Origin of the sequence: Microbacterium galbinum, assembly GCF_023091225.1 — a bacterium.
Taxonomy (GTDB): Bacteria; Actinomycetota; Actinomycetes; order Actinomycetales; family Microbacteriaceae; genus Microbacterium; species Microbacterium galbinum.
This window is the reverse complement of the sequence record NZ_JAHWXM010000001.1, coordinates 2,199,292-2,218,802: the sequence shown is the minus strand read 5'-3', so window position 1 is coordinate 2,218,802 and position 19,511 is coordinate 2,199,292. Positions and strand designations below refer to the sequence as shown.

At 68.7% G+C, this 19,511-nt stretch carries 22 protein-coding genes; 12 read left to right on the top strand and 10 right to left on the bottom strand.

The genetic code is table 11. From position 1 onward, the window contains the following. Window positions 1–10 precede the first annotated feature (10 nt). From KZC52_RS10555 to KZC52_RS10545, 3 genes are all read right to left on the bottom strand, one after another. On the bottom strand, window positions 11–997 hold the full coding sequence (locus KZC52_RS10555; protein ID WP_247624008.1) for a hypothetical protein: 987 nt from the start codon (window positions 995–997) through the stop codon (window positions 11–13). After that, window positions 994–1,632: an RNA polymerase sigma factor gene (locus KZC52_RS10550; RefSeq protein ID WP_247624007.1), complete on the bottom strand. Its 639-nt coding sequence runs from the start codon at window positions 1,630–1,632 to the stop codon at window positions 994–996. The genes KZC52_RS10555 and KZC52_RS10550 overlap by 4 nt, the downstream gene beginning before the upstream one ends. Window positions 1,633–1,820: 188 nt before the next feature. Beyond that, entirely contained in the window at window positions 1,821–2,033 is a 213-nt protein-coding gene (locus KZC52_RS10545; protein ID WP_247624006.1) for a hypothetical protein, read from the bottom strand. Window positions 2,034–2,229: 196 nt separating this feature from the next. Here KZC52_RS10545 and KZC52_RS10540 point away from each other — a divergent pair, with 196 nt between their 5' ends. Genes KZC52_RS10540 through KZC52_RS10525 form a run of 4 tightly spaced genes read left to right on the top strand, consistent with a single transcriptional unit; the run spans window position 2,230 to window position 5,981 of the window. Continuing rightward, complete coding sequence (locus KZC52_RS10540; RefSeq protein WP_247624005.1) at window positions 2,230–3,141, top strand: ABC transporter ATP-binding protein; 912 nt, start codon at window positions 2,230–2,232, stop codon at window positions 3,139–3,141. Continuing rightward, window positions 3,138–3,956 carry an ABC transporter permease gene (locus tag KZC52_RS10535; RefSeq protein ID WP_247624004.1) on the top strand — a complete coding sequence of 273 codons (819 nt, stop codon included), beginning with the start codon at window positions 3,138–3,140 and terminating at the stop codon, window positions 3,954–3,956. The genes KZC52_RS10540 and KZC52_RS10535 overlap by 4 nt, the downstream gene beginning before the upstream one ends. A gap of 10 nt (window positions 3,957–3,966) precedes the next feature. Next, window positions 3,967–5,244 carry a sensor histidine kinase gene (locus KZC52_RS10530; RefSeq protein WP_247624003.1) on the top strand — a complete coding sequence of 426 codons (1,278 nt, stop codon included), beginning with the start codon at window positions 3,967–3,969 and terminating at the stop codon, window positions 5,242–5,244. Beyond that, window positions 5,241–5,981 (top strand): response regulator transcription factor, encoded by a 741-nt coding sequence (locus KZC52_RS10525; RefSeq protein ID WP_247624002.1) that lies wholly within the window; start codon window positions 5,241–5,243, stop codon window positions 5,979–5,981. The genes KZC52_RS10530 and KZC52_RS10525 overlap by 4 nt, the downstream gene beginning before the upstream one ends. A 172-nt stretch (window positions 5,982–6,153) precedes the next feature. Here KZC52_RS10525 and KZC52_RS10520 read toward each other — a convergent pair whose 3' ends face one another. Continuing rightward, window positions 6,154–7,572, bottom strand: a complete 1,419-nt coding sequence (locus tag KZC52_RS10520) for an HNH endonuclease signature motif containing protein (RefSeq protein ID WP_247624001.1) — start codon at window positions 7,570–7,572, stop codon at window positions 6,154–6,156. Between the two features lie 89 nt (window positions 7,573–7,661). On the opposite strand from KZC52_RS10520, the gene KZC52_RS10515 reads away from it, so the two are divergent. From KZC52_RS10515 to trxA, 3 genes are all read left to right on the top strand, one after another. Next, on the top strand, window positions 7,662–7,838 hold the full coding sequence (locus KZC52_RS10515) for a hypothetical protein (protein ID WP_247624000.1): 177 nt from the start codon (window positions 7,662–7,664) through the stop codon (window positions 7,836–7,838). Between the two features lie 62 nt (window positions 7,839–7,900). After that, window positions 7,901–9,208: a Na+/H+ antiporter NhaA gene (gene nhaA, locus KZC52_RS10510; RefSeq protein WP_247623999.1), complete on the top strand. Its 1,308-nt coding sequence runs from the start codon at window positions 7,901–7,903 to the stop codon at window positions 9,206–9,208. A 35-nt stretch (window positions 9,209–9,243) separates the two neighbouring features. Beyond that, window positions 9,244–9,615, top strand: coding sequence for a thioredoxin (trxA, locus tag KZC52_RS10505; protein ID WP_247623998.1), 372 nt, complete (start codon window positions 9,244–9,246; stop codon window positions 9,613–9,615). 20 nt (window positions 9,616–9,635) lie between these two features. Here the strand turns inward: trxA and KZC52_RS10500 are convergent, their stop codons facing one another. Continuing rightward, the gene (locus tag KZC52_RS10500) at window positions 9,636–9,956 is read right to left on the bottom strand and encodes a DUF952 domain-containing protein (protein ID WP_247623997.1); all 321 of its coding nucleotides are present in this window, start codon (window positions 9,954–9,956) and stop codon (window positions 9,636–9,638) included. Window positions 9,957–10,007: 51 nt separating this feature from the next. On the opposite strand from KZC52_RS10500, the gene KZC52_RS10495 reads away from it, so the two are divergent. Continuing rightward, the gene (locus tag KZC52_RS10495; protein ID WP_247623996.1) at window positions 10,008–10,568 is read left to right on the top strand and encodes a TetR/AcrR family transcriptional regulator; all 561 of its coding nucleotides are present in this window, start codon (window positions 10,008–10,010) and stop codon (window positions 10,566–10,568) included. Window positions 10,569–10,621: 53 nt separating this feature from the next. On the opposite strand, the gene KZC52_RS10490 is transcribed toward KZC52_RS10495, so the two are convergent. Further along, window positions 10,622–10,972, bottom strand: coding sequence for a nuclear transport factor 2 family protein (locus KZC52_RS10490; RefSeq protein WP_247623995.1), 351 nt, complete (start codon window positions 10,970–10,972; stop codon window positions 10,622–10,624). Between the two features lie 174 nt (window positions 10,973–11,146). Between KZC52_RS10490 and KZC52_RS10485 the strand changes: the two genes are divergently transcribed. Further along, on the top strand, window positions 11,147–11,473 hold the full coding sequence (locus KZC52_RS10485) for a hypothetical protein (protein ID WP_247623994.1): 327 nt from the start codon (window positions 11,147–11,149) through the stop codon (window positions 11,471–11,473). Between the two features lie 57 nt (window positions 11,474–11,530). Further along, entirely contained in the window at window positions 11,531–12,922 is a 1,392-nt protein-coding gene (locus tag KZC52_RS10480; RefSeq protein ID WP_247623993.1) for a CLIPPER-2 domain-containing protein, read from the top strand. Here the strand turns inward: KZC52_RS10480 and solA are convergent. From solA to KZC52_RS10460, 4 genes are all read right to left on the bottom strand, one after another. Beyond that, window positions 12,860–14,074, bottom strand: a complete 1,215-nt coding sequence (gene solA, locus KZC52_RS10475) for an N-methyl-L-tryptophan oxidase (protein ID WP_247623992.1) — start codon at window positions 14,072–14,074, stop codon at window positions 12,860–12,862. The genes KZC52_RS10480 and solA overlap by 63 nt on opposite strands. Window positions 14,075–14,107: 33 nt before the next feature. Next, window positions 14,108–15,292, bottom strand: a complete 1,185-nt coding sequence (locus KZC52_RS10470; protein ID WP_247623991.1) for an ornithine cyclodeaminase family protein — start codon at window positions 15,290–15,292, stop codon at window positions 14,108–14,110. Window positions 15,293–15,413: 121 nt separating this feature from the next. Next, the gene (locus KZC52_RS17575) at window positions 15,414–16,004 is read right to left on the bottom strand and encodes a TetR/AcrR family transcriptional regulator (RefSeq protein WP_247623990.1); all 591 of its coding nucleotides are present in this window, start codon (window positions 16,002–16,004) and stop codon (window positions 15,414–15,416) included. A 9-nt stretch (window positions 16,005–16,013) separates the two neighbouring features. After that, window positions 16,014–16,640 carry a TetR/AcrR family transcriptional regulator gene (locus tag KZC52_RS10460; RefSeq protein ID WP_247623989.1) on the bottom strand — a complete coding sequence of 209 codons (627 nt, stop codon included), beginning with the start codon at window positions 16,638–16,640 and terminating at the stop codon, window positions 16,014–16,016. A 159-nt stretch (window positions 16,641–16,799) separates the two neighbouring features. On the opposite strand from KZC52_RS10460, the gene KZC52_RS10455 reads away from it, so the two are divergent. Both KZC52_RS10455 and KZC52_RS10450 read left to right on the top strand, forming a co-directional pair. Further along, the gene (locus tag KZC52_RS10455) at window positions 16,800–18,494 is read left to right on the top strand and encodes an amidohydrolase (RefSeq protein ID WP_247623988.1); all 1,695 of its coding nucleotides are present in this window, start codon (window positions 16,800–16,802) and stop codon (window positions 18,492–18,494) included. Window positions 18,495–18,518: 24 nt separating this feature from the next. Beyond that, a complete protein-coding gene (locus KZC52_RS10450) occupies window positions 18,519–19,511 on the top strand; it encodes a sugar ABC transporter substrate-binding protein (protein WP_247623987.1) in 993 nt (330 codons plus the stop codon).

Genomic DNA, 19,511 nt, shown 5'->3' with positions numbered 1-19,511 from the left:
ACTCCGCGCCCTACCCCTCGTCCCAGAGCGTGTAGCCGGTCACGCCCGCCGGGATGAAGTCGAGGGGTTCGGTGAGCTCGTCCTCGGTGCCGACGATGCGCCCGGTCTCGCGTGAGACGAGCACGGTGAGCCGGTAGAGCGGGTTGGACGGTTCGGCGACCTCGAGGCCCACCACGTCGCGCCCGAGTCGATCGGTCGTGCGGCCGAGCACGGTCACCCCGCCGGCATCGACGAGCATGTCGAGGAGGGTCGCGTGCTGCGCGTCGGTGAGCGTCCACTGCGACATCAACGAGACGATGGCCGCCCCGAGTTCTCCCGACGTCGGCGCCGGATCTTCGCTCAGATAGGGGGCGAGCGCGGCCTTCAGCTCGTCGGGACTCGACCCGTCGAGTGCGGCCGTGGCGGGCGGGATGTTGAACTGCTCGGGCGTCATCGTGACGCGGTCGATCAGCTCCCCCGGCTCGTACGGACTCTCGCCGAGGCCGGCGGGTCGCTCGCCGTCCTCCCAGTAGGGCTCGCCGGCGACGATCGTCGTGACGCCGCCCTCGCCGAGCGTCCAGTCGATCGTGACGTCCTGCGGGATCACCTCGATGTTCTTCTCCGACATGTCGATGCTCCACCCCCAGGTCACGAGCTCCACATGCGGTGCCTGCACCGGTCCGTCGCCGTCAGCGAGCGCCGCGTGCGCATCGGCGAGCACCGCGTCGAGCGGCTCGGCATCCGTATAGATGAGGGGCGGCGGGGTGAGGGCGACCGCCCGCTGGTCGGGAGCGAGCACGTTCACGGCGATCAGTGCGACGATCGCGCAGGCGGCGACGGCGGTGGTCAGACCGGCCGCCCAGATCCCGCGCCGGTGCGGCGCTCGCCGCGGGGCGACGTCGCCGCGGATGATCCGCTCCCGCAGGGCGATGTCCTGAGCGCGCAGCGCGGTCTCGCGGGCGGGAGAGGGGTGCGCGAGCGCGAAGAGCTCGTCGAGCCGGTCGTCGGTGAGGGTCATGCGTCCGCCTCCTTCGCCTCGAGCTGCCGGCGCAGTTTGGCGCGTGCGCGGGTGAGCGTCGTCCAGACCGCGGCCGCGCTGCACCGGAGCACCTGCGCCACCTCCCCGGCGCTGAGCTCGTCCCAGTACGTGAGCACGACGACCTGGCGTTCGCGGGCGCTCAGGGTGACGATCGCCTCGCGCAGGGCGAGGGCTTCGAGCGGATGCAGTGCGTCGGAGGTCTCCTGCAGGCCACGAGTGAGTGCGTCGATCGCCCGGCGCTTCGAACGATCGCGCCGGGCGGCGTCGCGCAGCTTGTTGTCGGCCGTGCGGATCAGCCAGGTGATCCCCATCGGATTCTCGGGCTGGAGCTTCTTCCACGCCACGACGAAGACGTCGGCGGCGATCTCCTCGACCTCGCTCCGGTCGTCGAGGAAGCACGAGAGGTGACGCCGCACCCGGGGCAGGTGCTCGTCGAACAGGATGCGGAAGGCGACGGCCTTGCTCCGCGGTGCCGGGGCGCCCGGTGCGCCCGTCGCGCCACTCGCACCCGTCGCTCTCGTTCGAGTGGCGTGAGGGCGTTCGCGCGCGATCCGGCCGTCGACCTCGGCGAGCACGACGCGCAGGCGCGCGCGAGGGTCCGATCGCAGACGCATCGCCACCCCGCTCCGTCTCTTCCCTGCTCCCTCACGGTACCGGGAGGAAGCACTCGTGCGCCCCGTGTCAGCCCCTCGACGGGGCGCACGAGCCGGCCCCCCGACTCTCAGTATCGATCGGGGGCGCGGAGCGGCCGCATCCGCTCTTTGGCTCGAACGGTCGATTCCTTACACACTTCTCTTCGGGGTCATGCGCGGCGATCGATCGCCGTGAGCACGACGTTGCCTATCGTCGCGACGACGACGATCGCGAGGCCGAGGAAGAAGACGGCGACGAGCAGGGTCGGCACCGGTTCGGCGTCGATCAGCGGATGCCGGAGAGTCCACAGCCGCAGCACCACGGCGGTCGCCACCGCCGCGAGACCCAGCACCAGCAGCATCACCCACACGAGTCGTTGCACGGTCTCCCCCCTCCGCGAGCGACGCTACAGCGCGGGTCGTGTGCTCGCGCGCCCCTCTCTTTGCACGTACGACGGATTCCTGACAGGCGCGGCGGGTGGGACTCGGGGCATCCTCCGCAGGTCGTACGCCGGTCATCCGCAAGACGGTACCTGCGGCGGATGCGCTGGGGTCTCCGCCGCTCGTAGCGTGGAGCACATGATCACAGCAGAAGGCCTCACGAAGAGGTTCGGAGACAAGACGGCCGTCGATGACGTGTCGTTCACGATCAAGCCCGGAGCCGTCACCGGCTTCCTCGGGCCCAACGGTGCGGGCAAGTCGACCACGATGCGGATGATCGTCGGGCTCGACCGCCCCACGTCGGGCCGCACGACCGTCGGCGGCCGCGAGTACCGCAAGCTCGGGGCTCCGCTCACCGAGGTGGGCGTGCTGCTCGACGCGAAGGCCGTGCACACCGGCCGCACCGCCCGCAACCACCTGCGCGCGATGGCGGCGACCCACGGCATCCCCGCGTCGCGCGTCGATGAGGTCATCGACCTCGCCGGCATCGGATCGGTCGCCCGCAAGCGCGCGGGCAAGTTCTCGCTCGGCATGGGGCAGCGCCTCGGCATCGCGTCGGCGCTGCTCGGCGACCCGCACACGCTCATCCTCGACGAGCCGGTCAACGGTCTCGACCCCGAGGGTGTGCGCTGGGTGCGTCAGTTCGTGCGGCACGCGGCATCCGAGGGACGCACCGTGCTGCTCTCGAGCCACCTCATGAGCGAGATGGCGCAGACCGCCGACCACGTCATCGTGATGGGGCGCGGCAAGGTGCTGGCGGATGCTCCGCTCGAAGACCTCGTGCGGGCCTGGACCACGAACCGCGTGCGCGTGCGCACCCCGCACGGTGCGGCACTCGCACAGCTCGTGGCGGGGCCCGACGTCGAGATCGTGAGCACCGCACCCGATCTGTTCGACATCACGGGCCTGCCCGCCGCGCGCATCGGCGACCTCGCCGCCGAGCGGGGCGTCGCCCTGCACGAACTCACCCCGACCACCGGATCGCTGGAGGACGCGTACCTCGCGCTCACCGGCGAGGCCGTCGAGTACCGGACGAAGGAGATCGCATGACCGCCCCGGCCCTCACCCCGCCCCGCTCCGCCGTGCCGCACCAGGTCGACACCCGCTACCGCCTGACCTTCCTGCGCGCGCTGCGCGGCGAGTGGATCAAGCTCACCACGGTGCGCTCCACCTGGTGGTCGATCGCGATCGCCGCGGCCCTCACCATCGGCATCGCGGTGCTCTTCGCCTCGGCCGTCGACATGCCCGGCTTCGAGCCGATCCAGGCGGTCGTCTCGCCGATCCAGTTCACGATGCTGCTCGCCGGCATCCTCGGTGCCATCTCGGTCACCGGCGAGTACTCGACGGGCATGATCCGTTCGACGCTCACCGCCAACCCGGGTCGCGGCTCGGTGCTGGCGGCCAAGTCGGTCGTGCTCGCGGTGTTCCTCTTCGTGTCGTCGCTGATCATCTTCGGCATCACGGCGGCTGCCGTGTCGGCCGTCGTGGCCGGTCGCGACCAGGGCATCGACTGGTCGGACTTCGACCTGTCGTTCGGGCCGATCCTCACGGCGTCGCTCTCGATGGCCGTGTTCGCGCTGATCGGTGTCGCCTTCGGGTTCATCCTGCGCTCGGGCGCCGGGGCGATCGCGGCGACCGTCGGTCTGCTGTTCGTGCTGCCGATCGTGGCGAGCATGTTCTCGATCGCCGGCGAGGCCTGGAAGTGGGTATCGGATGCCGGGATGTACCTGCCCTCCTCGGCGGCGCAGAGCCTCATCCTCTCGGGCGGACCGCTCGAGACGCCCGTCGCGTACCTGACGCTCGGCGCCTGGGTCGTCGCGACGCTGCTCATCGCGTGGGGCGTGCTGCGCACTCGCGACGCGTAGAGTCTGGCGAGTGATCACGACGCGCAGCCGCAGCGCCTCGGTCCGAGCCCCGGCTCGGGCCTCGGCCCGGGTCTCGGCCCGGGACGACGAGGAGCTGCGGCTGCCGCGTCCGCCCGGGGTGTTCCGGCGCTTCTGGGCGCGGCACCCCGTCGTGGGCGATGCGGTCATCGCGCTGCTCTGCCTGTTCCTCACGCTGACGCCGGCGAGCAGCGTGCGCACCAGCATCCCGGACCCCGCGGGCATCGTGCTCTCGATCATCGCGCTGGCCGGGGTGCTGGCCGCGTGCGTGGCCCTGTTCTGGCGGCGTCGGCATCCGCTCGTGCCGTTCGTGCTGTCGTTCGCGCTGCAAGCGCTGTTCGTGGTCGGCATCCTGCCGGGCGGCACTCCGCTCATCCTGGTCACCGCCTACGCGCTCGCCGTGTACGGCTCGTCCCGCGCGGCGTGGATCGGATTCGGGGTCGCCCTGGGGGCGCTCGTCGTCTGGGGAGGCGCCTTCGTGCTCGGCGGCGAGCTGGGGTTCGCCGACGCCGCGAACGCCGTGATCGGTGCGGTCATCTTCGGTCTGATCGGCACCCTCATCGGCGTCAACGTGGGCGGGCGCAAGCGCTATCTCGACGCGATCATCGACCGATCGCGGCAGCTGCTCGTCGAGCGCGATCAGCAGGCGCAGCTCGCCGCCGCCGCCGAGCGGGCGCGCATCGCCCGCGAGATGCACGACATCGTCTCGCACTCGCTCACCGTGATCGTCGCGCTGTCGGAGGGGGCGGCGGCGACGGCCGATCGCGAGCAGGCCCGCGTCGCATCGACCGCGACGGCCCAGACCGCCCGCACGGCTCTCACCGAGATGCGGGCGATGCTCGGGGTGCTCCGCGACGACACGAGTCCTCTTCCGCTGGCGCCCCTCACCGCCCCGTCGCCCGAAGAGACGGTGGCGGCGGCTCAGCGCGCGGGGTACCCGATCAGCCTGACCGCATCGGGAACACCCGTGACGGTGTCCGCACCCATCGACCATGCGCTGTCGCGGATCGTGCAGGAGGGGGTGACGAACGCGATGCGTCACGCTCCGAGCGCGACCGCGATCACCGTGCGCGTCGAGCACCGGGCCGACGCCGTGAGCGTCGAGATCGTGAACGACGGGGTGACGGAGCCGGGCGATTCCCCCGGCTTCGGGCTGCGCGGCCTCGACGAGCGCGTCGCGCACGTGCGGGGCACGATCGCGCACGGCCCGGTCGACGGAGGACGATGGATGCTGCGGGCCGAACTCCCGCTCACACAGGAGGACGCATGACCGAGAAGATCAGGGTGCTGCTGGTCGACGATCAGCAGCTCATCCGTCTCGGATTCCGGATGGTTCTCGAAGCCGAGAACGACATCGAGGTCGTCGGCGAGGCCGGCGACGGCGAGGTGGCGATCGCCCAGGCCGCGGTGCTGCAGCCCGACCTCGTGCTCATGGACATCCGGATGCCCGGGCTCGACGGCATCGCCGCGACCGAGCAGATCGTGCACCGGCATCCGCAGACCCGCGTTCTCGTGCTGACGACCTTCGACCTCGACGAATACGCCTTCGGGGCGATCCGCGCGGGGGCGAGCGGATTCCTGCTCAAGGACGTGCAGCGGCACGAGTTGCTCTCGGCGCTGCGCGCGGTGCATCGCGGCGACGCGGCCCTGTCGCCGCGGATCACCCGGATGCTGCTGCAGCACGTGACCCCGACACTCGGTGTCTCGGGTGTCTCGGGTGTCTCGGGTGTCGCGCCCGCCTCGCCTACCTCAGTGGCGGGGGTGGAGGTTGCCGCCGACCGGGGAGATGCGGCCGCCTCTCTTCTCGAGTCGCTCACCGACCGCGAGCGCGACGTCTTCCTCGCTCTCGCCCGGGGTCTCAGCAATGCCGAGATCGGCGACACCCTCTTCGTGACGGAGTCGACGGTCAAGACGCACGTCGGCCGCGTGCTCGCCAAGCTCGGTGCTCGCGACCGCATCCACGCCGTGATCCTGGCGCACCGTGCGGGGCTCGTCGTCGGCGACTGACCGAGAGTCGCGGCGGATCGGCCCCGCGTGACGTCGATGAGGCGCGTGATGCGCTCGGCGTCGATGAGGTGTGGGGGGTCGAGGGACGCGCGGGGTCGAGGGACGCGCGCAGCACGCGCCATACGGGGAGCACGCGTCAGGCAGAGAGCACGCGTCAGGCAGAGAGCACGCGCTAGACGAACATCACGCGTCGCGGAGCGCGGTCGGCGTGGATGCGGCCGAGAGGGCTGGTCCACTCGATGGTGCCGTCGGGTCTGGAGCGCGCGGTCCAACGGTGGTCGGAGTCGATGTCGGGATGTTTGAGCTGGTGGTGACTCCTGCAGAAGTGGGCGAGGTTGTCGATCGCCGTTCTGCCGCCCTTGGCATGGTCGTGGTTGTGGTCGATCTCGCATCGGTGGACCGGCATCCGGCATCCGGGGAAGCGGCAGTGTTGATCCCTCGCGCGAAGGTATCGGCGCATGCCCTCGGTGGGAGTGTAGGTGTCGGTTTCGGTGACCATGCCACTGGCGTCGAGGAACAGACGGCTCCAGCCGTTGTTGCGGCCGGCAAGGGCGCGGGCGATGTCGGGGTCGAGGGGGCCGTGGCCGTCGAGTTCGGCAGGGTGGTCGTCGAGTCCGGCGAGGGTGGTCGCGGCGATCGTCACCTGGATGCGTGCCTCGACGCCGTCGAGGTCGTTGCCGAGTGCGGGACTGGGCGAGGCTGCGAGCAGCAGGTCGCTGAACAGGTCGGCCCGGACCTGATCGATGGTCCGCTCGTCGTCAGGAACACTGATGCTCTCGGGAGCCGCAGGTGATGCGAGTGGGTCGATGGTGAAAGTGGAGTCCTCGCCGAAGATGACACCGGCGAGCGGGTCGTCCGGCGCGATGTGTTCGGGCAGGATCACGTCTTCCGGATCTTCGCCGTCGAGGAACGTCGGTGCGGGTGCGTCATCGCGGGCCCGGATCACCTCTCGTGCCATGCGCGTGATGCGGTCCTGGATCGCCACGGCGAGCGTCTCGGGCAGTACCGCGGTGAGCAGGGCGAGTCCGTCGTCGAGCGACCGCACGGTCACACTGCGTTCGGAGGCTGCTCGTCGGTGCCGTTCGAGGAGCGTCTCACCGGCGAGGGCCGCGGCGACCTGCCGGGCGTGCGCGCGGGTGCGGGCGGGCGAGTCGGCTTCGGCGACCACGAGTACTGCGGTCTCGTAGAGGCCCAGCACCGCGGCATCCGCCCGACCGTTGCGCACCGCCTCGCGCACCACGGACGCTGCTCTCACCATTTCGCGCACGTGCGCGGCGGTCACTCGTCCCGCGGTGAACGCCCCCTCGACCGCCGGCATGCTCTGCAGAGCCAGCGCGTCGGAGAACGCGAACTCCACCGCACCCCGCGACAGGTGTCCCGCCGCGGAGTACTCCGCGATCATCGACCGGTAGATCGCATCGCGGTGATACGGATGCTCCGCGACCTCCGCATCGTGCTCGCCGATCCGCTCGCCCAGCAACGCGGTCGCCTGCGCTTCGAGCTCGGCGATCCGCCGCCGCACCTCCACCCACGCGTCGAGCAGATGACCGCGTTCGACCCTGTCGAGGGGAGCCGCGGCGTCTGATGTCATGCTCCGAGTTTAGTACATATGTTCGAATCGAGCAAGCATCCGAGGCAGGAGATCGGGCCTCGTTCAGCCCCGACCAGTACCCTGGCTGCATGCCCTCCCTCGTCGCCGCAGGTTCGACGCGCGCTCCGCGCCGCCTGGCGTCGGCGACCCCGATGGGGGAGTGGATGCGCGTCGTGATGCACCCCGGCACCAACGGATGGACGAGCGTCTGGGGAACGATCTCGCACGGCGAGATCGCCGGCTGCCCGCCGCCTCGTCGACCTTAGGTCGCGCCTCACCGGGGCGGCCGAACGTTTCGTCGACCACTCCCACTTCTCGAGGTACCCCTGTGTCTTCTTCCCGTCTTCGTCTTGCCCCCCACGAGCTGTGGCGAGGCATCCGTTCCACCGCCCGCAGCGACGTCTTCGGTGGCGCGCTGCTCCTCGCCGCCACCATCGCCGCGGTCGTCCTCGCCAACTCTCCGGCCGCACCCTGGTACGAGGCCGTTCGCGACTTCACCTTCGGCATCCCCGCGCTGCATCTCGAACTGAGCGTCGGTGCCTGGGCGGCCGATGGACTCCTGGCCATCTTCTTCTTCGTCGTCGGACTCGAGCTGAAGGAGGAGTTCGTCGCGGGTCGGTTGCGCGATCCCCGGCGAGCGGCGCTCCCGATCGTGGCGGCGATCGGCGGTGTCGTCGTTCCGGCCCTGTTCTTCCTGATCGTCAACGCGTCGAGCGGTGCGGAGGTGCTGCGCGGCTGGGCCATTCCCACGGCGACCGACATCGCCTTCGCGGTCGCGGTCATCGCCGTGGTCGGCCGATTCCTGCCGCCGGCACTGCGCGTCTTCCTCCTCACTCTTGCCATCGTCGACGACCTGATCGCGATCACGATCATCGCGACCTTCTACACCGAGTCGATCAGTCTGCCGCTGCTCGTGCTCGCGCTCCTCCCGCTCGCCGGTTTCGCCTTCGCGGTGCAGCGGGGCGTGCGCGCGTGGTGGATCCTGCTGCCGCTGGCGATCGCGGTCTGGGTCTGCGTGCATGCGGCCGGTGTGCACGCCACCGTCGCCGGGGTGCTGCTCGGATTCGTCGTTCCCGTGCTGCCGACCGAGCGGGCGCGCGTCGCCGTCGGTGAGGATGACGACGGCACGCGGTACGACGGCTTCGCGGCGCATTTCGCCGACCGCTGGGGAGTCGTCGCGACGCTCTTCGCCGTGCCGGTCTTCGCCTTCTTCGCGGCGGGTGTGAGCATCGGCGGGATCGACGGACTCCTCTCGGCGCTGCGCGACCCGATCACGATCGGCATCGTGGTGGGCCTCGTCGTGGGCAAGCCGATCGGCATCCTCGTCACGACGTTCCTGCTGAGTCGCATCCCCGCGCTCCGTCTCGACGCGTCGCTGCGGTGGCCCGATCTTGTGGGCATGTCGTTCCTGGCGGGCATCGGGTTCACGGTTTCGCTGCTCGTCGGCGAGCTCGCCTACGGCTCGTCGTCGGTCGCCGATGAGCACGTCAAGATCGGCGTGCTCATCGGGTCGTTCTTGGCCGCAGTCATCGGTGGTGCGGTGCTGGCCGTGCGCAACTCCCGAGCGCGCGCGGCGCTGGACCCCGCGGGACGACAGCGGGATGCCGGCGGCCCGCAGCCGCCCCGGCATCCGTAGGCTGGTCGGAAGCCACTCGACGAAAAGGACACCCCATGGCAACGACAGCGCTCAGCAGTGCGGACTTCGCACAGACGGTCGAGAAGGACGGCATCGTGCTCGTCGACTTCTGGGCGGAATGGTGCGGCCCCTGCCGGATGTTCGGCCCGATCTTCGAGGGGGCGTCGGAGCAGCACCCCGACATCACCTTCGCGAAGGTCGACACCGAGGCGAACCAGGACCTCTCGCGCGCTGCGGGCATCGTCTCGATCCCGACGCTGATGGCTTTCCGCGACAACATCCTGGTCTTCTCGCAGGCCGGCGCCCTACCCGCTCCGGCGCTCGAGAACCTCATCGGCCAGGTGCGCGCCCTCGACATGGACGCCGTCCGCGCTCAGATCGCGGAGGCGGAGGCGGCGGCCGAGTAGTCGCCCGCGAGGGGCATCCCTCACCGCACGATCGGACTCTCGGCGGCGATCACCTCGGTCGACATCGGCAACTCGCCCAGGATGCGAGGCGCACCGTCGACCCATTCGACCCGCACGCCCTGTGCCTCGAGCGCCTCGATGTCGATCTCGATGTCGAGGAGCGGAAGGCGGAGATCGCCGAACCGTCGCACGACGACCTCGCTCACTCGATCGGCCGTGGTCGCGTGGATGAATCCCACGTCGTCGAGATGCGTGCCGCGCGTCGAGACGACGTACTCGCCGAATCCGCGACTCATCTCCCAGTCGTCCTGGATGGCGATGTGATGGATGTGATTGCCCAACGCTCCTCCTTAATGAAACGCAACCGTTGCATTAAACGCTAGGCTACTCCTATGACAGGAAAGCGCGGACGCCCCTCGGCCGCCGAGAGGCACGGACGTCACGAGCGGATCGTCGAACTCGTCGTCTCGCTCCTCGCGTCCGAGGGGTACGACGCCGTGACCTTCGACCGCATCGCCGCCGACGCGCACGTCGCCAAGCGCACTCTCTACAGCGAGTACGGTGACCGGCTCGGACTGATGCGCGCCGCCGTGCGCCGACAGCACGCCTATGCCGATGAGGCATGGCGATCGGTGGGCGGGGTGCGCGAAGCATCCGTCGCCGTGGTGAGCCACCTCCTGGCCGACGATGCGATCGCCGTTCATCGCGCGCTGATCGGGGCGGCGGGAGTCGATGCGGCGCTCGCCGCGGAGTTCTACGACGAGGGGCCGGGTCGGGCGCAGCGATTCCTCGGCGAGTACCTGCCGGTGGATGCCGTCGTCCCCGCCGACCTCCTCTTCTCCGCGCTGCTCGGCGAACCGCACCGCCGGCGCCTGCTCGGGCTCGATGCGGCACCGTCGGCCGCGACGGTCTCCGCGCACGTCGACCGCACGCTCGCCGCACTCGGCCTGTGACGACGGGCGTTCGGGGCGTCCCCTCCATCACACCCCGCGAATGCGACCCGCGATCACCCGCCGACGCGGCCGATCGACCCGCCGAAGTACACCTCGACGGCGTGCACGCGGCCGTCGCGCACCTCGAGCGACTCGACGTTGCGCCACAGTATGCCGTCGACGGCATACTCGTAGCGGTGCAGCACGAGACCGTCGATCGGGATGATCTGGAGGGTCTGCGCCGGCGAGCTGAAATGACCCGCGGTCGGGAAGCAGCGCTCCAGCCAGGTCGCCTTGTCGATGTGGTCGTCCTGCGGGCTGGTGAACACGAAGTCGTCGGCCATGATCCGCTCGGCCGCCGCGCGATCCTGCGCGCGGAATGCCCGCATGAACTCCTGAACGACCCCGACGGCGCTGCTCGACATGTCGCGAGCGTAAGCCGCCACGGATGCCGTCGCAAGCGGATGCCCCTCCCCGGCCGCGTCACGAGGTCGGCTAGAATATCGCTGCCTCTCCACTCCTCGGGCGGAGTCGAGGTGATGGGGGATGTACGCCCGGTATCCGTTCGGCTTGACCCGAAGCCATGAAGGAGAACCCCGGTGGGGAACACTCGCGTTCGCGCGCGCCTTTCGCGCACCCTTTCGATCCTTACCCTGGCGGCTGCGCTCGCCACAGGACCGGTCCTCGTCGCGCCCGCCGAACCCGCCGCCGCGGCATCCGGGTTCTCGCAGGTCGGGAGCGATCGAGCCCTGACGGGCGAGACGCCGTCGCCGCACACGGAGGTGAGCGACAGCACCGGGCTGACACCCGCGAACCTCGCCATCGCCGGCCTGAGCGGCGCCTTGCTGCTCGCCGTCATCGGCGGGGTGGTTCTCGACGTGCGTCGTCGCCGCCCGTCGCGGCGGAATCGGATGCCGGGGGTGTGAGCGCATCGATAGAGTGTGCGCGGGGATGACCGCGTATGCGATGAGGGGATTCACGGAATGACGGTTTCGACGCGCACGATTCGTGGTGCACGGAGGCGGGTTCTCGCAGCTCTCGGCGGGGTGTTCGCGCTCGCGATGGCAGCGGGCGCGGCTGCGGTGCCGGCCCAGGCGGCGGAGGTTCCGCTCGCGGTGACGCCCGGGGCCTGCGTGCCCGCAGATGTCTACGTGAACAGCGGTGAAGATCCGCTCACCCTGCAGCGCTACGGGGCGGATGCCGCGACCGGTGCACTCGCGCTCGAGTCGAGTGTCGCGCTCGACCGCTCGTTCGGCGACATCGCCTGGAACGCCGATGAGACCGTGCTCTACGGGGTGGACTGGACCGACCCGCAGCACCTCTTCACGATCGATGCCGCGACGGGCGTCTCGACGGATGCCGGCGAGATCCTGTTCGACGACGGCAGCGCCCCCTTCGAGGACAACTGGCTCAACTCGCTCTCCGCGACCGCCGACGGCCGACTCCTCGCGGCCGGGTACCAGTACACGAGCATCTGGTTCCTCGATCCGGAGACCGCGCGGCTGACCGATGCGCCGGTGAGCTTCCCGATGCTGGCCGACGGCGAGACGTACCTCGCCTCGGGCGGCGACTTCCTCACCCTCGACTCCGGCCTGATCCTCGGTCTCGCCCACGACGGCGCCGACCGCGGGTTCCTCGTGCTGTTCGATTTCGCCGCCGGCACCAGCACGGTCGTCGGCCAGGTGCCGCTGTCGTTCGGTGCGGCGCTCTCGGGCGGACGCGTGTACCTCGCGGCATCGACCGGCGAGATCCTCGTGCTCGACGGCATCCCGACCACGGCATCCGAAGCGCCGCTGGCGACGTCCGCCGTCGCCACGACCGATCTCCCGCTGTACGGCGCGACCTCGCGCCAGGACTCGGGGGCGTGCCCCGTCGCGGCGCTGACGTTCGTGAAAGACCTCACCGGAAGCGACGACGCCGACGGCTCGGGAACGGTGACCGTCGGCGACACGCTGAGTTACACGCTCACGGCGACCAACACCGGTGAGGCCGCTCTCACCGCCGTGACGATCGACGACCCGCTCACGGGGCAGAGCACCTCGTGCGAGCGGGTGGAGGTCGGGGCGACCTGCGTGCTCACGGCGACGCACCGGGTGACGGACGCCGACCTCGTCGCCGGCCAGGTCGTGAACACCGGACGGGCGAGCTCGGCCGAGACGGATGCCGTCGAGGATGCCGTCACCACGCCGGTCGTGGCCGCACCGGCCCCGCAACCCAGCACTGGCGGCGGCGGTGCTGCTGCGGCTCCCGCCCTCGCCGAGTCCGGCGGCGCCACCGGACTGCCCGCCATCATCGCGGCGATCTCGGCCCTCCTACTGGGCGTGGTGCTCGTCGGCCTTCGTCGGCCCCATCGAATCGTTCGCTCGACTCCGTGAAGGAACCCTGAGATTACGGGCGAGGTGACCCTCGATGCGGAAGAGATCGTGCTGCCAATCGCTTGCTCCCGTCGTCACGAGATCCGCGACGAGCTGGCCATAGACAGGCGCGAACTTGAAGCCGTACCCGGACATGCCCACGGCCAGGGTGATGCGCCCGTCCTCGTACGAATCGATGAGGGGCATCTTGTCCTTCGTCTCCGAATCGGAGTGCAACGACCATCGCACGGGATCGGGGATGAGATCGGGGAACAGCCGCTCAGCCTGCTCTCCGATCCAGCGCAGATGCTCGCGGCCCACGGTGGTCGGCCATTCCTCGAAGGACGCGACGTCGGGGAGCAACCGGTTCGGGCAGAACTTGATGCTGTACCCATCGAAAGACGGAGCGCCGAACGCGTGAAGGTCCCCGAGATCGCGGAGAAAAGCGGGGAAGCGCGTCGGCATGAACTGTTCGATGTGACGCGGCATTAACCACGTGAGCAGATAGGTGCTCACCGTCAGCAGCGGTCGCAGGTCGGGAAGCAATCTCGTCGTCCACGCGCCCGTGGTCACCACCACCTTGCTCGCGCGGATCTCGCCCGCGTCGGTCGAGACGATCACATGGTCACCGCGAACGTCGATACCGCGCACCCCTGTGTTGTAAAGGACTTCTGCGCCCGCTCGCACCGCTTGCTGCGTGGCGGCGTGGACGGCGACCTCCGGCCGAAGCCCGCCAGCCAGGGGGTCAAAGATCCCGATGTCGTCGTCCTCGACATGGAACTGGGGGTATCGAGTTCGCACGTTCACAGGATCGAGAACGTCATGAGGAAGAGCGAAATCGTCGATCGCGCGTCGCGTCGCGACGATGTCGGGGTGGCTACGGGGGCCAAGGCTCAGCACGCCGCACGGAATCAGGATCTCGCGTTGGGATTGCCGCTCCAGTTCCACCCAGAGTTCGCGCGAGCGCTGCAGTAGCGGGACGTAGAGCTCTCCCTCTTTCGCGGCGACACGGAACAGGCGCGACTCTCCGGCGTACGCGCCGTTGGCATGCACAGGGCCGTACTGCTCGATTCCGAGGACGCTCTGATCGCTCGTCGTCGCAAGTTGCCAGAGAGTCATCGATCCCATCGTTCCCAGGCCGACGACGACGATATCCGTGCTGCGCATTGCCATGACTGCTTTCGTGAGGGGCGATTGGAAAGGTGCTCAGGCGAGGACCGGGGAATCCCAGAGGTGCAGAGGCACGCCGACCTGCCGACGAACCGCCTCGCGGTAGACGACCGTTCCCCAGGCGACGTCTTCCACAGGCAGGCCGCCCACCGAGAGGATGATGATCTCGTCGTCGTTCCGCCCGGGCGCATCGCCCGCGGCGATCGCTCCGAGGCTCTCGAGGGAATCCCGTGCCATCCGCCCTTGGGCGATCAGGTCCATGAACTTGCAACCGATGACAGGGATGTGGTGGTGCGCGGGAGAGGGAACCTCGTCGGCCCACGCCTCGTAGAGGCCGATGTGGTCGGCGACCTTGCGAACGTCGGACTCCTCCATCGCCTCATCGATGTTGCAGGCGGCCGGCATGCTGAGAAAGGCTCCCGGCTTCACCCACTCGCGGCGGACGAGAGGATAACCTGCGGGATCCCCCGTCGCGGCTGACGTGCAGTAGGTGACGATGTCACTGTCGCGTACGACTTCCTCGAAGGTGTCGACCTCGATGATGTCGGTGATGCTGGGGAATTCGCTTCGGACGAACTGCGTGAAGTCATCGAGGCTTCGTCGACCGCGACCTTTCACCTTCACCGTGGTGATGCCGGGACGGGCGGCCACGAAAGCCGCGAGCGACGTCCGCGCCATCACTCCGGGCCCGGCGATCCCGACGGTCCGCGCGTCATGACGCGCGAGGTGACGGGCTCCGACGCCGGGGACCGCCCCCGTTCGGTAAGCCGAGAGCAGGTTCGCGGACATGAGGGCGAGCGGAGCTGCGGTAACGGTGTCGCTGAGGAGGAACATGAGGATCGAGCGCGGGAGGCCGTGGTCGCGGTTCGCGATGTTCGATCCGTACCACTTGACGCCCGTCGTGCCGAAGCTTCCGCCGAGGTAGGCGGGCATCGCCATGAAGCGTCGATCCGCTGTGGGTTCGGGCATTCCGGGGAACGGGGAGTTCTCCGGAAAGGTCATCATCGCTCCGTGCGAGTCGCTGTTCACCCCGGCCATGCGGTAGTCGCCGGAGTGGAGCAGTTGGAGCGTCTCCTCCATCGTGTCGACGCACGCCGGCATGTCGGTGACCCCTGCGGCGACCATGTCGGGCTCAGACAGGTAGAGGAAGTCGATGGCGGTGGGGTTCGTCGCCTGCGCTTGCGCAGGATGGGAGCGGCGAGGGGAGTAGCTGACGGCCATGGACGATCCTTCGGGCAGGCGCGGAGCGCGTTTCTCTACGGGTGTAGAGACTCTGGCACAGAGTCCATGTCCACCGCGAAGAACTCCGACAGTCGTAACTCAGCCGTTACATTCGAGCGCGTCAGCGAACCGAGCGCAGGAGAAGCTCGATCATGCCCCGCAGGACCGCGGGCGAGGTGTCATCGGGGTTGAGGACCCGGGACGCTTGAACACCCTGTGAGACCCCGATGAGGTGTGCGACGACGACATCGATATCGAGGTCAGGTGCGGCGTCGCCCTCATCGATCGCTTCGTGGAGAAGGACTCGTAGTTCGCGTTGCCACCCTGCCATCAGCTCGACATACAGCTCGCGCATCTCAGCATCGTGTGCCGCGTGCTCCATGAACGGGATGGCGATACGTGCTTCGAGCAAACGCTCTTCGTCGAGTGGGAACACCTGGAGGAGAAAAGCGCGCAGTGCCGGCAGCCCGCGCAGTCCCCGCTGTCGGTCCACCTCGTACCGATCGTTCGTGGCGGTGTAGACGTGGCGGAACGCCGCCGCGAGGATGGCGCGCTTGTGGGGGAAATAGCCGGCGAGTGCGCCGTTGGCGAAGCCGAGCTCTTCAGCCATCCGGCGCATGCTCGCCGCTTCGATCCCATCGCGAGCGATGAGTCGCCAGACGGCGCGGACGATGTCGGCTCGTCGCGCGTCGTGGTCGACGTTCTTCGGCACTCGCGCCTCCTACTCGAACCGCTCGAGGCGTTCGAGAGAGGCGCTGCTCGTCATCCACGGGGCGAGGAGTGCGCGCACCACGCGCATCTGCGCTTCGGGTGAGGCGAGCGGTGTGGTGAGGACGTGCTCGACCTGGTATCCGACGGCGAGTACGACGAGCGCATCGGCGAGCGGGGTGGACGGCGTTGCGGGATCGAGCTCGCCGTCCGCGATGGCCTCTCCGATGTGGGTGATGTAGGCGGCGTGCCACTGGCGCTCGATGAAGCGCTGGTCATCGGAGTAGCTCGGATGAGTGGCAACTCGTCCCCAGAAGCTGACCACGACGAGTGCCTCATCGTGGGAGGTCTTCTCCAGGGGGTGGATCTGCTCGATCATGCGTTCGAGCGCGTCGAGACCGCGACGTCCGTGAGTGGCTCCGGCAATGCGTTCGTTCGTGCGCTCGAACACGAGTCGGAAGGCCCGCGAAAGCATCTCCTCGTAGTTCGCGAAGTAGTGCCAGAGCGCCCCGGTCGCGACGCCGAGCTCCTCGGCGAGTCGCCGCGATGTCGCACGCTGCATACCTTCACGAGCCACGAGTCCGAGATAGCTCTCGAGGATCTCGAGGCGACGGGCACCCTTGTCGACGATCTTCGGCACGGATCAAGCTTCTCTCATGCGAGCCGAAGGCACCGGACGAGGCCCGGTCGGAACCAAGAAGATAAAGGCATCGTTACAGTTCCGAAACGTACTGGACATTTTTCTGAGCACATGCTCAATATAGTGAGTCACACGATTTCAACGAAGAGGGGTGATGACATGGCATCTGCCGACCTCGTGGTGCGGAATGGGACGGTCCGCACGATGGATCCCGACCGGCCCGTCTCATCGGCCATGGCGGTCGACGATGGTCTGATCGTCGCGATCGGCGATGACCGCGACATCGACGCGTACATCGACGAGACCACGTCCGTCATCAACCTGCACGGCGCCACCGTCCTTCCGGGGCTGATCGACGCGCACAATCATCACCACCTGGCCGGCGAAGAGGATCTCTTCCGTGTTTCCTTCGCCCCCGACGCGACCGTCGACGCGATCTGCGCGGCGGTCGCCGGCTGGATCGCCACCCAGCAGCTCGCGCCCGGTGAGTGGGTGCTCGGTGGCAACTGGGGGTCGACGCTCGTCGGTACCTTGGGCTCATCCGACGCGCTCACGAGACTCGACGCCGTGTCGCCCGCGCACCCTGTGCTGCTCAGCGACGACTCGCACCACAACCGATGGGTCAACTCCGCCGCGATGCGTGCGGCCGGTATCGACGCCCGAACGGACGATCCCGAGGGCGGACGCATCGTGCGCGACGAACGCGGCGAACCGACGGGGCTCCTGTTCGAGACCGCGGCGGGAGCCGTCGAGCAGCGCGTCGTGAACGATCAGGGCATCGATATCGACCGCCTGGCACGCAGTTCCGAGCGAGCCCTTGAGATGATGCATGCCTTCGGCATCACGGCGTTCCAGGACGCCTCCACCTCGCTCGGCCTGCTCCAAGCACTGCACCGCCTCAGCGAGGACGGGCGGCTCACCTCCTGGGCCGTCACCTCGATGCTCGTCAACGACACCATCCTCGGCAACACTCAGGTGGGCGAAGAGCTGCTGCCGTACGGCGAGCATTACCGCACACAGCGGCACCGGCCGGACTTCACCAAGATCTTCCTCGACGGAGTTCCGCCGACGCACACGGCGGCCCTCCTCCAGCCGTACCGCGCGACCGGCGAGCACGGGGCCGAGCACACCGGCACACCCGTGATGACCTTCGACGAGCTTCTCGCTTGGGTACGCCTGATCGATGATCGAGGACTCGGAGTGAAGGTGCACTGCACCGGTGATGCATCCGTGCGCCTGGTCCTCGATGTCGTCGAGGCTGCGCGCGCCGAGGGGCGTCGTTTGATCGTCCATATCGCACACGGCCAGCTCATCCACCCGGACGACATCGCGCGGTTCGCCTCGCTCGGCGTCGTCGCGGAGATCTCGCCCTTCCTCTGGTATCCCGGAGTCATTCCGCAGGCGCTGCACGAGGTGCTTCCGGACGAGCTCTCGGCGCGCATCCACCCGAACCGCGATCTCCTCGATGCCGGAGCGCTGCTCGTCGCCGGGTCGGACTGGCCGGTATCGGAATCTCCGAATCCGTGGCACGCGATCTCGGGACTCGTGACCCGTCGCGACCCGACCGGGCGCACCCCGGGTGCACTCTGGCCGGAGCAGGGTATCAGCGTCATAGAGGCTCTTCGCGCCTTCACGACGACGTCCGCCGACGCTCTCGGTCTCGCCGACGTGACCGGGCGTCTGACGCCGGGACTCTCCGCCGACTTCATCATGATCGACGCAGACCCGCTGTCGATCCCTTCCTCCGCCCTCGCAGACATCGTCACCGGACAGACCTGGTTCGCCGGCGAGAAAGTGTACGACCGCTCGGACCACCCGGCTCGGGCATCCGCTCCACCCCGTTCTACCCGATGAAATCCCTTCAAGAATGAGGCTCCAATGAACAAATCACGTGCCACAGCCCTGGCTGCTCTCGTCGCGTCGAGCGCTCTCCTGCTCGCGGGTTGCACCATGGACGACGCTCCGGCGAGCGATTCCAGCGGCCCGGTATCGTCCGGCGAGGTCAACAAGATCCTCTTCGACTATCCGTTCACCGCACTCCCCGTGTACGCATCGCTGACGCAGGCCGTCGCCGAGTACGCCGAGACGCAAGGGGTCGAGGTCGTCTTCACGAACGACAACATGGACCTCGCGACCCAAGTGAGCCAGCTCACCACCCACCTCGGATCCGACATCGATGCCGTCGTCTCGTTCCCCATGGACAACGCGGCCGTGCAGACGGTTGCGAAGCAGTACATGGATGAGGGAAAACTGTGGGTGACGTACGGCGGTGACCTGGACGAGCAGTCGTCGTCGTTGCAGTTCAGCTTCCACGACTCGGGCGAGATGCTCGGCGAGGATGCCGGCGAGTGGATCACCGAGAACCTCGACGGTGCCGCCAAGGTGCTCGTACTCGGAGACAGGTCGATTCAACTCGGACAGGAGCGCACCACCGGCATCCTCGACGGGCTCGAGGCCGCGGCGCCGGATGCCGAGATCATCGAGCAGCAGGCGATCACGCCCGACGAGGGACTGAGCGTGACATCGGCCGTGCTCGCGCAGCATCCGGATGTCGACGTCGTCGTCGCGACCTCGGGTGACGCCGCAGCCGGCGCATATCAGGCTCTCATCGCCTCGGGCCGAGCGGCGAACGACGCCAACACCTACCTCGGCGGGCTCGACGGCAACCTCACGCTGTACCAGGAGATGAAGGCGGGCAACTTCGTCCGCGGCGTCGTCACGGTGAAGTCGAGCGAGCTCGCCCAGGCGATCGTCGACTTCCCGGTCAAGCTCGGGAAGGGAGAGGAGACGGAGCGGTTCGACGTGCCGGTCTACTTCGTGACCGCCGAGAGCCCGGACCTCGACGACTACATCATCGAGCTGGGCGGCTGA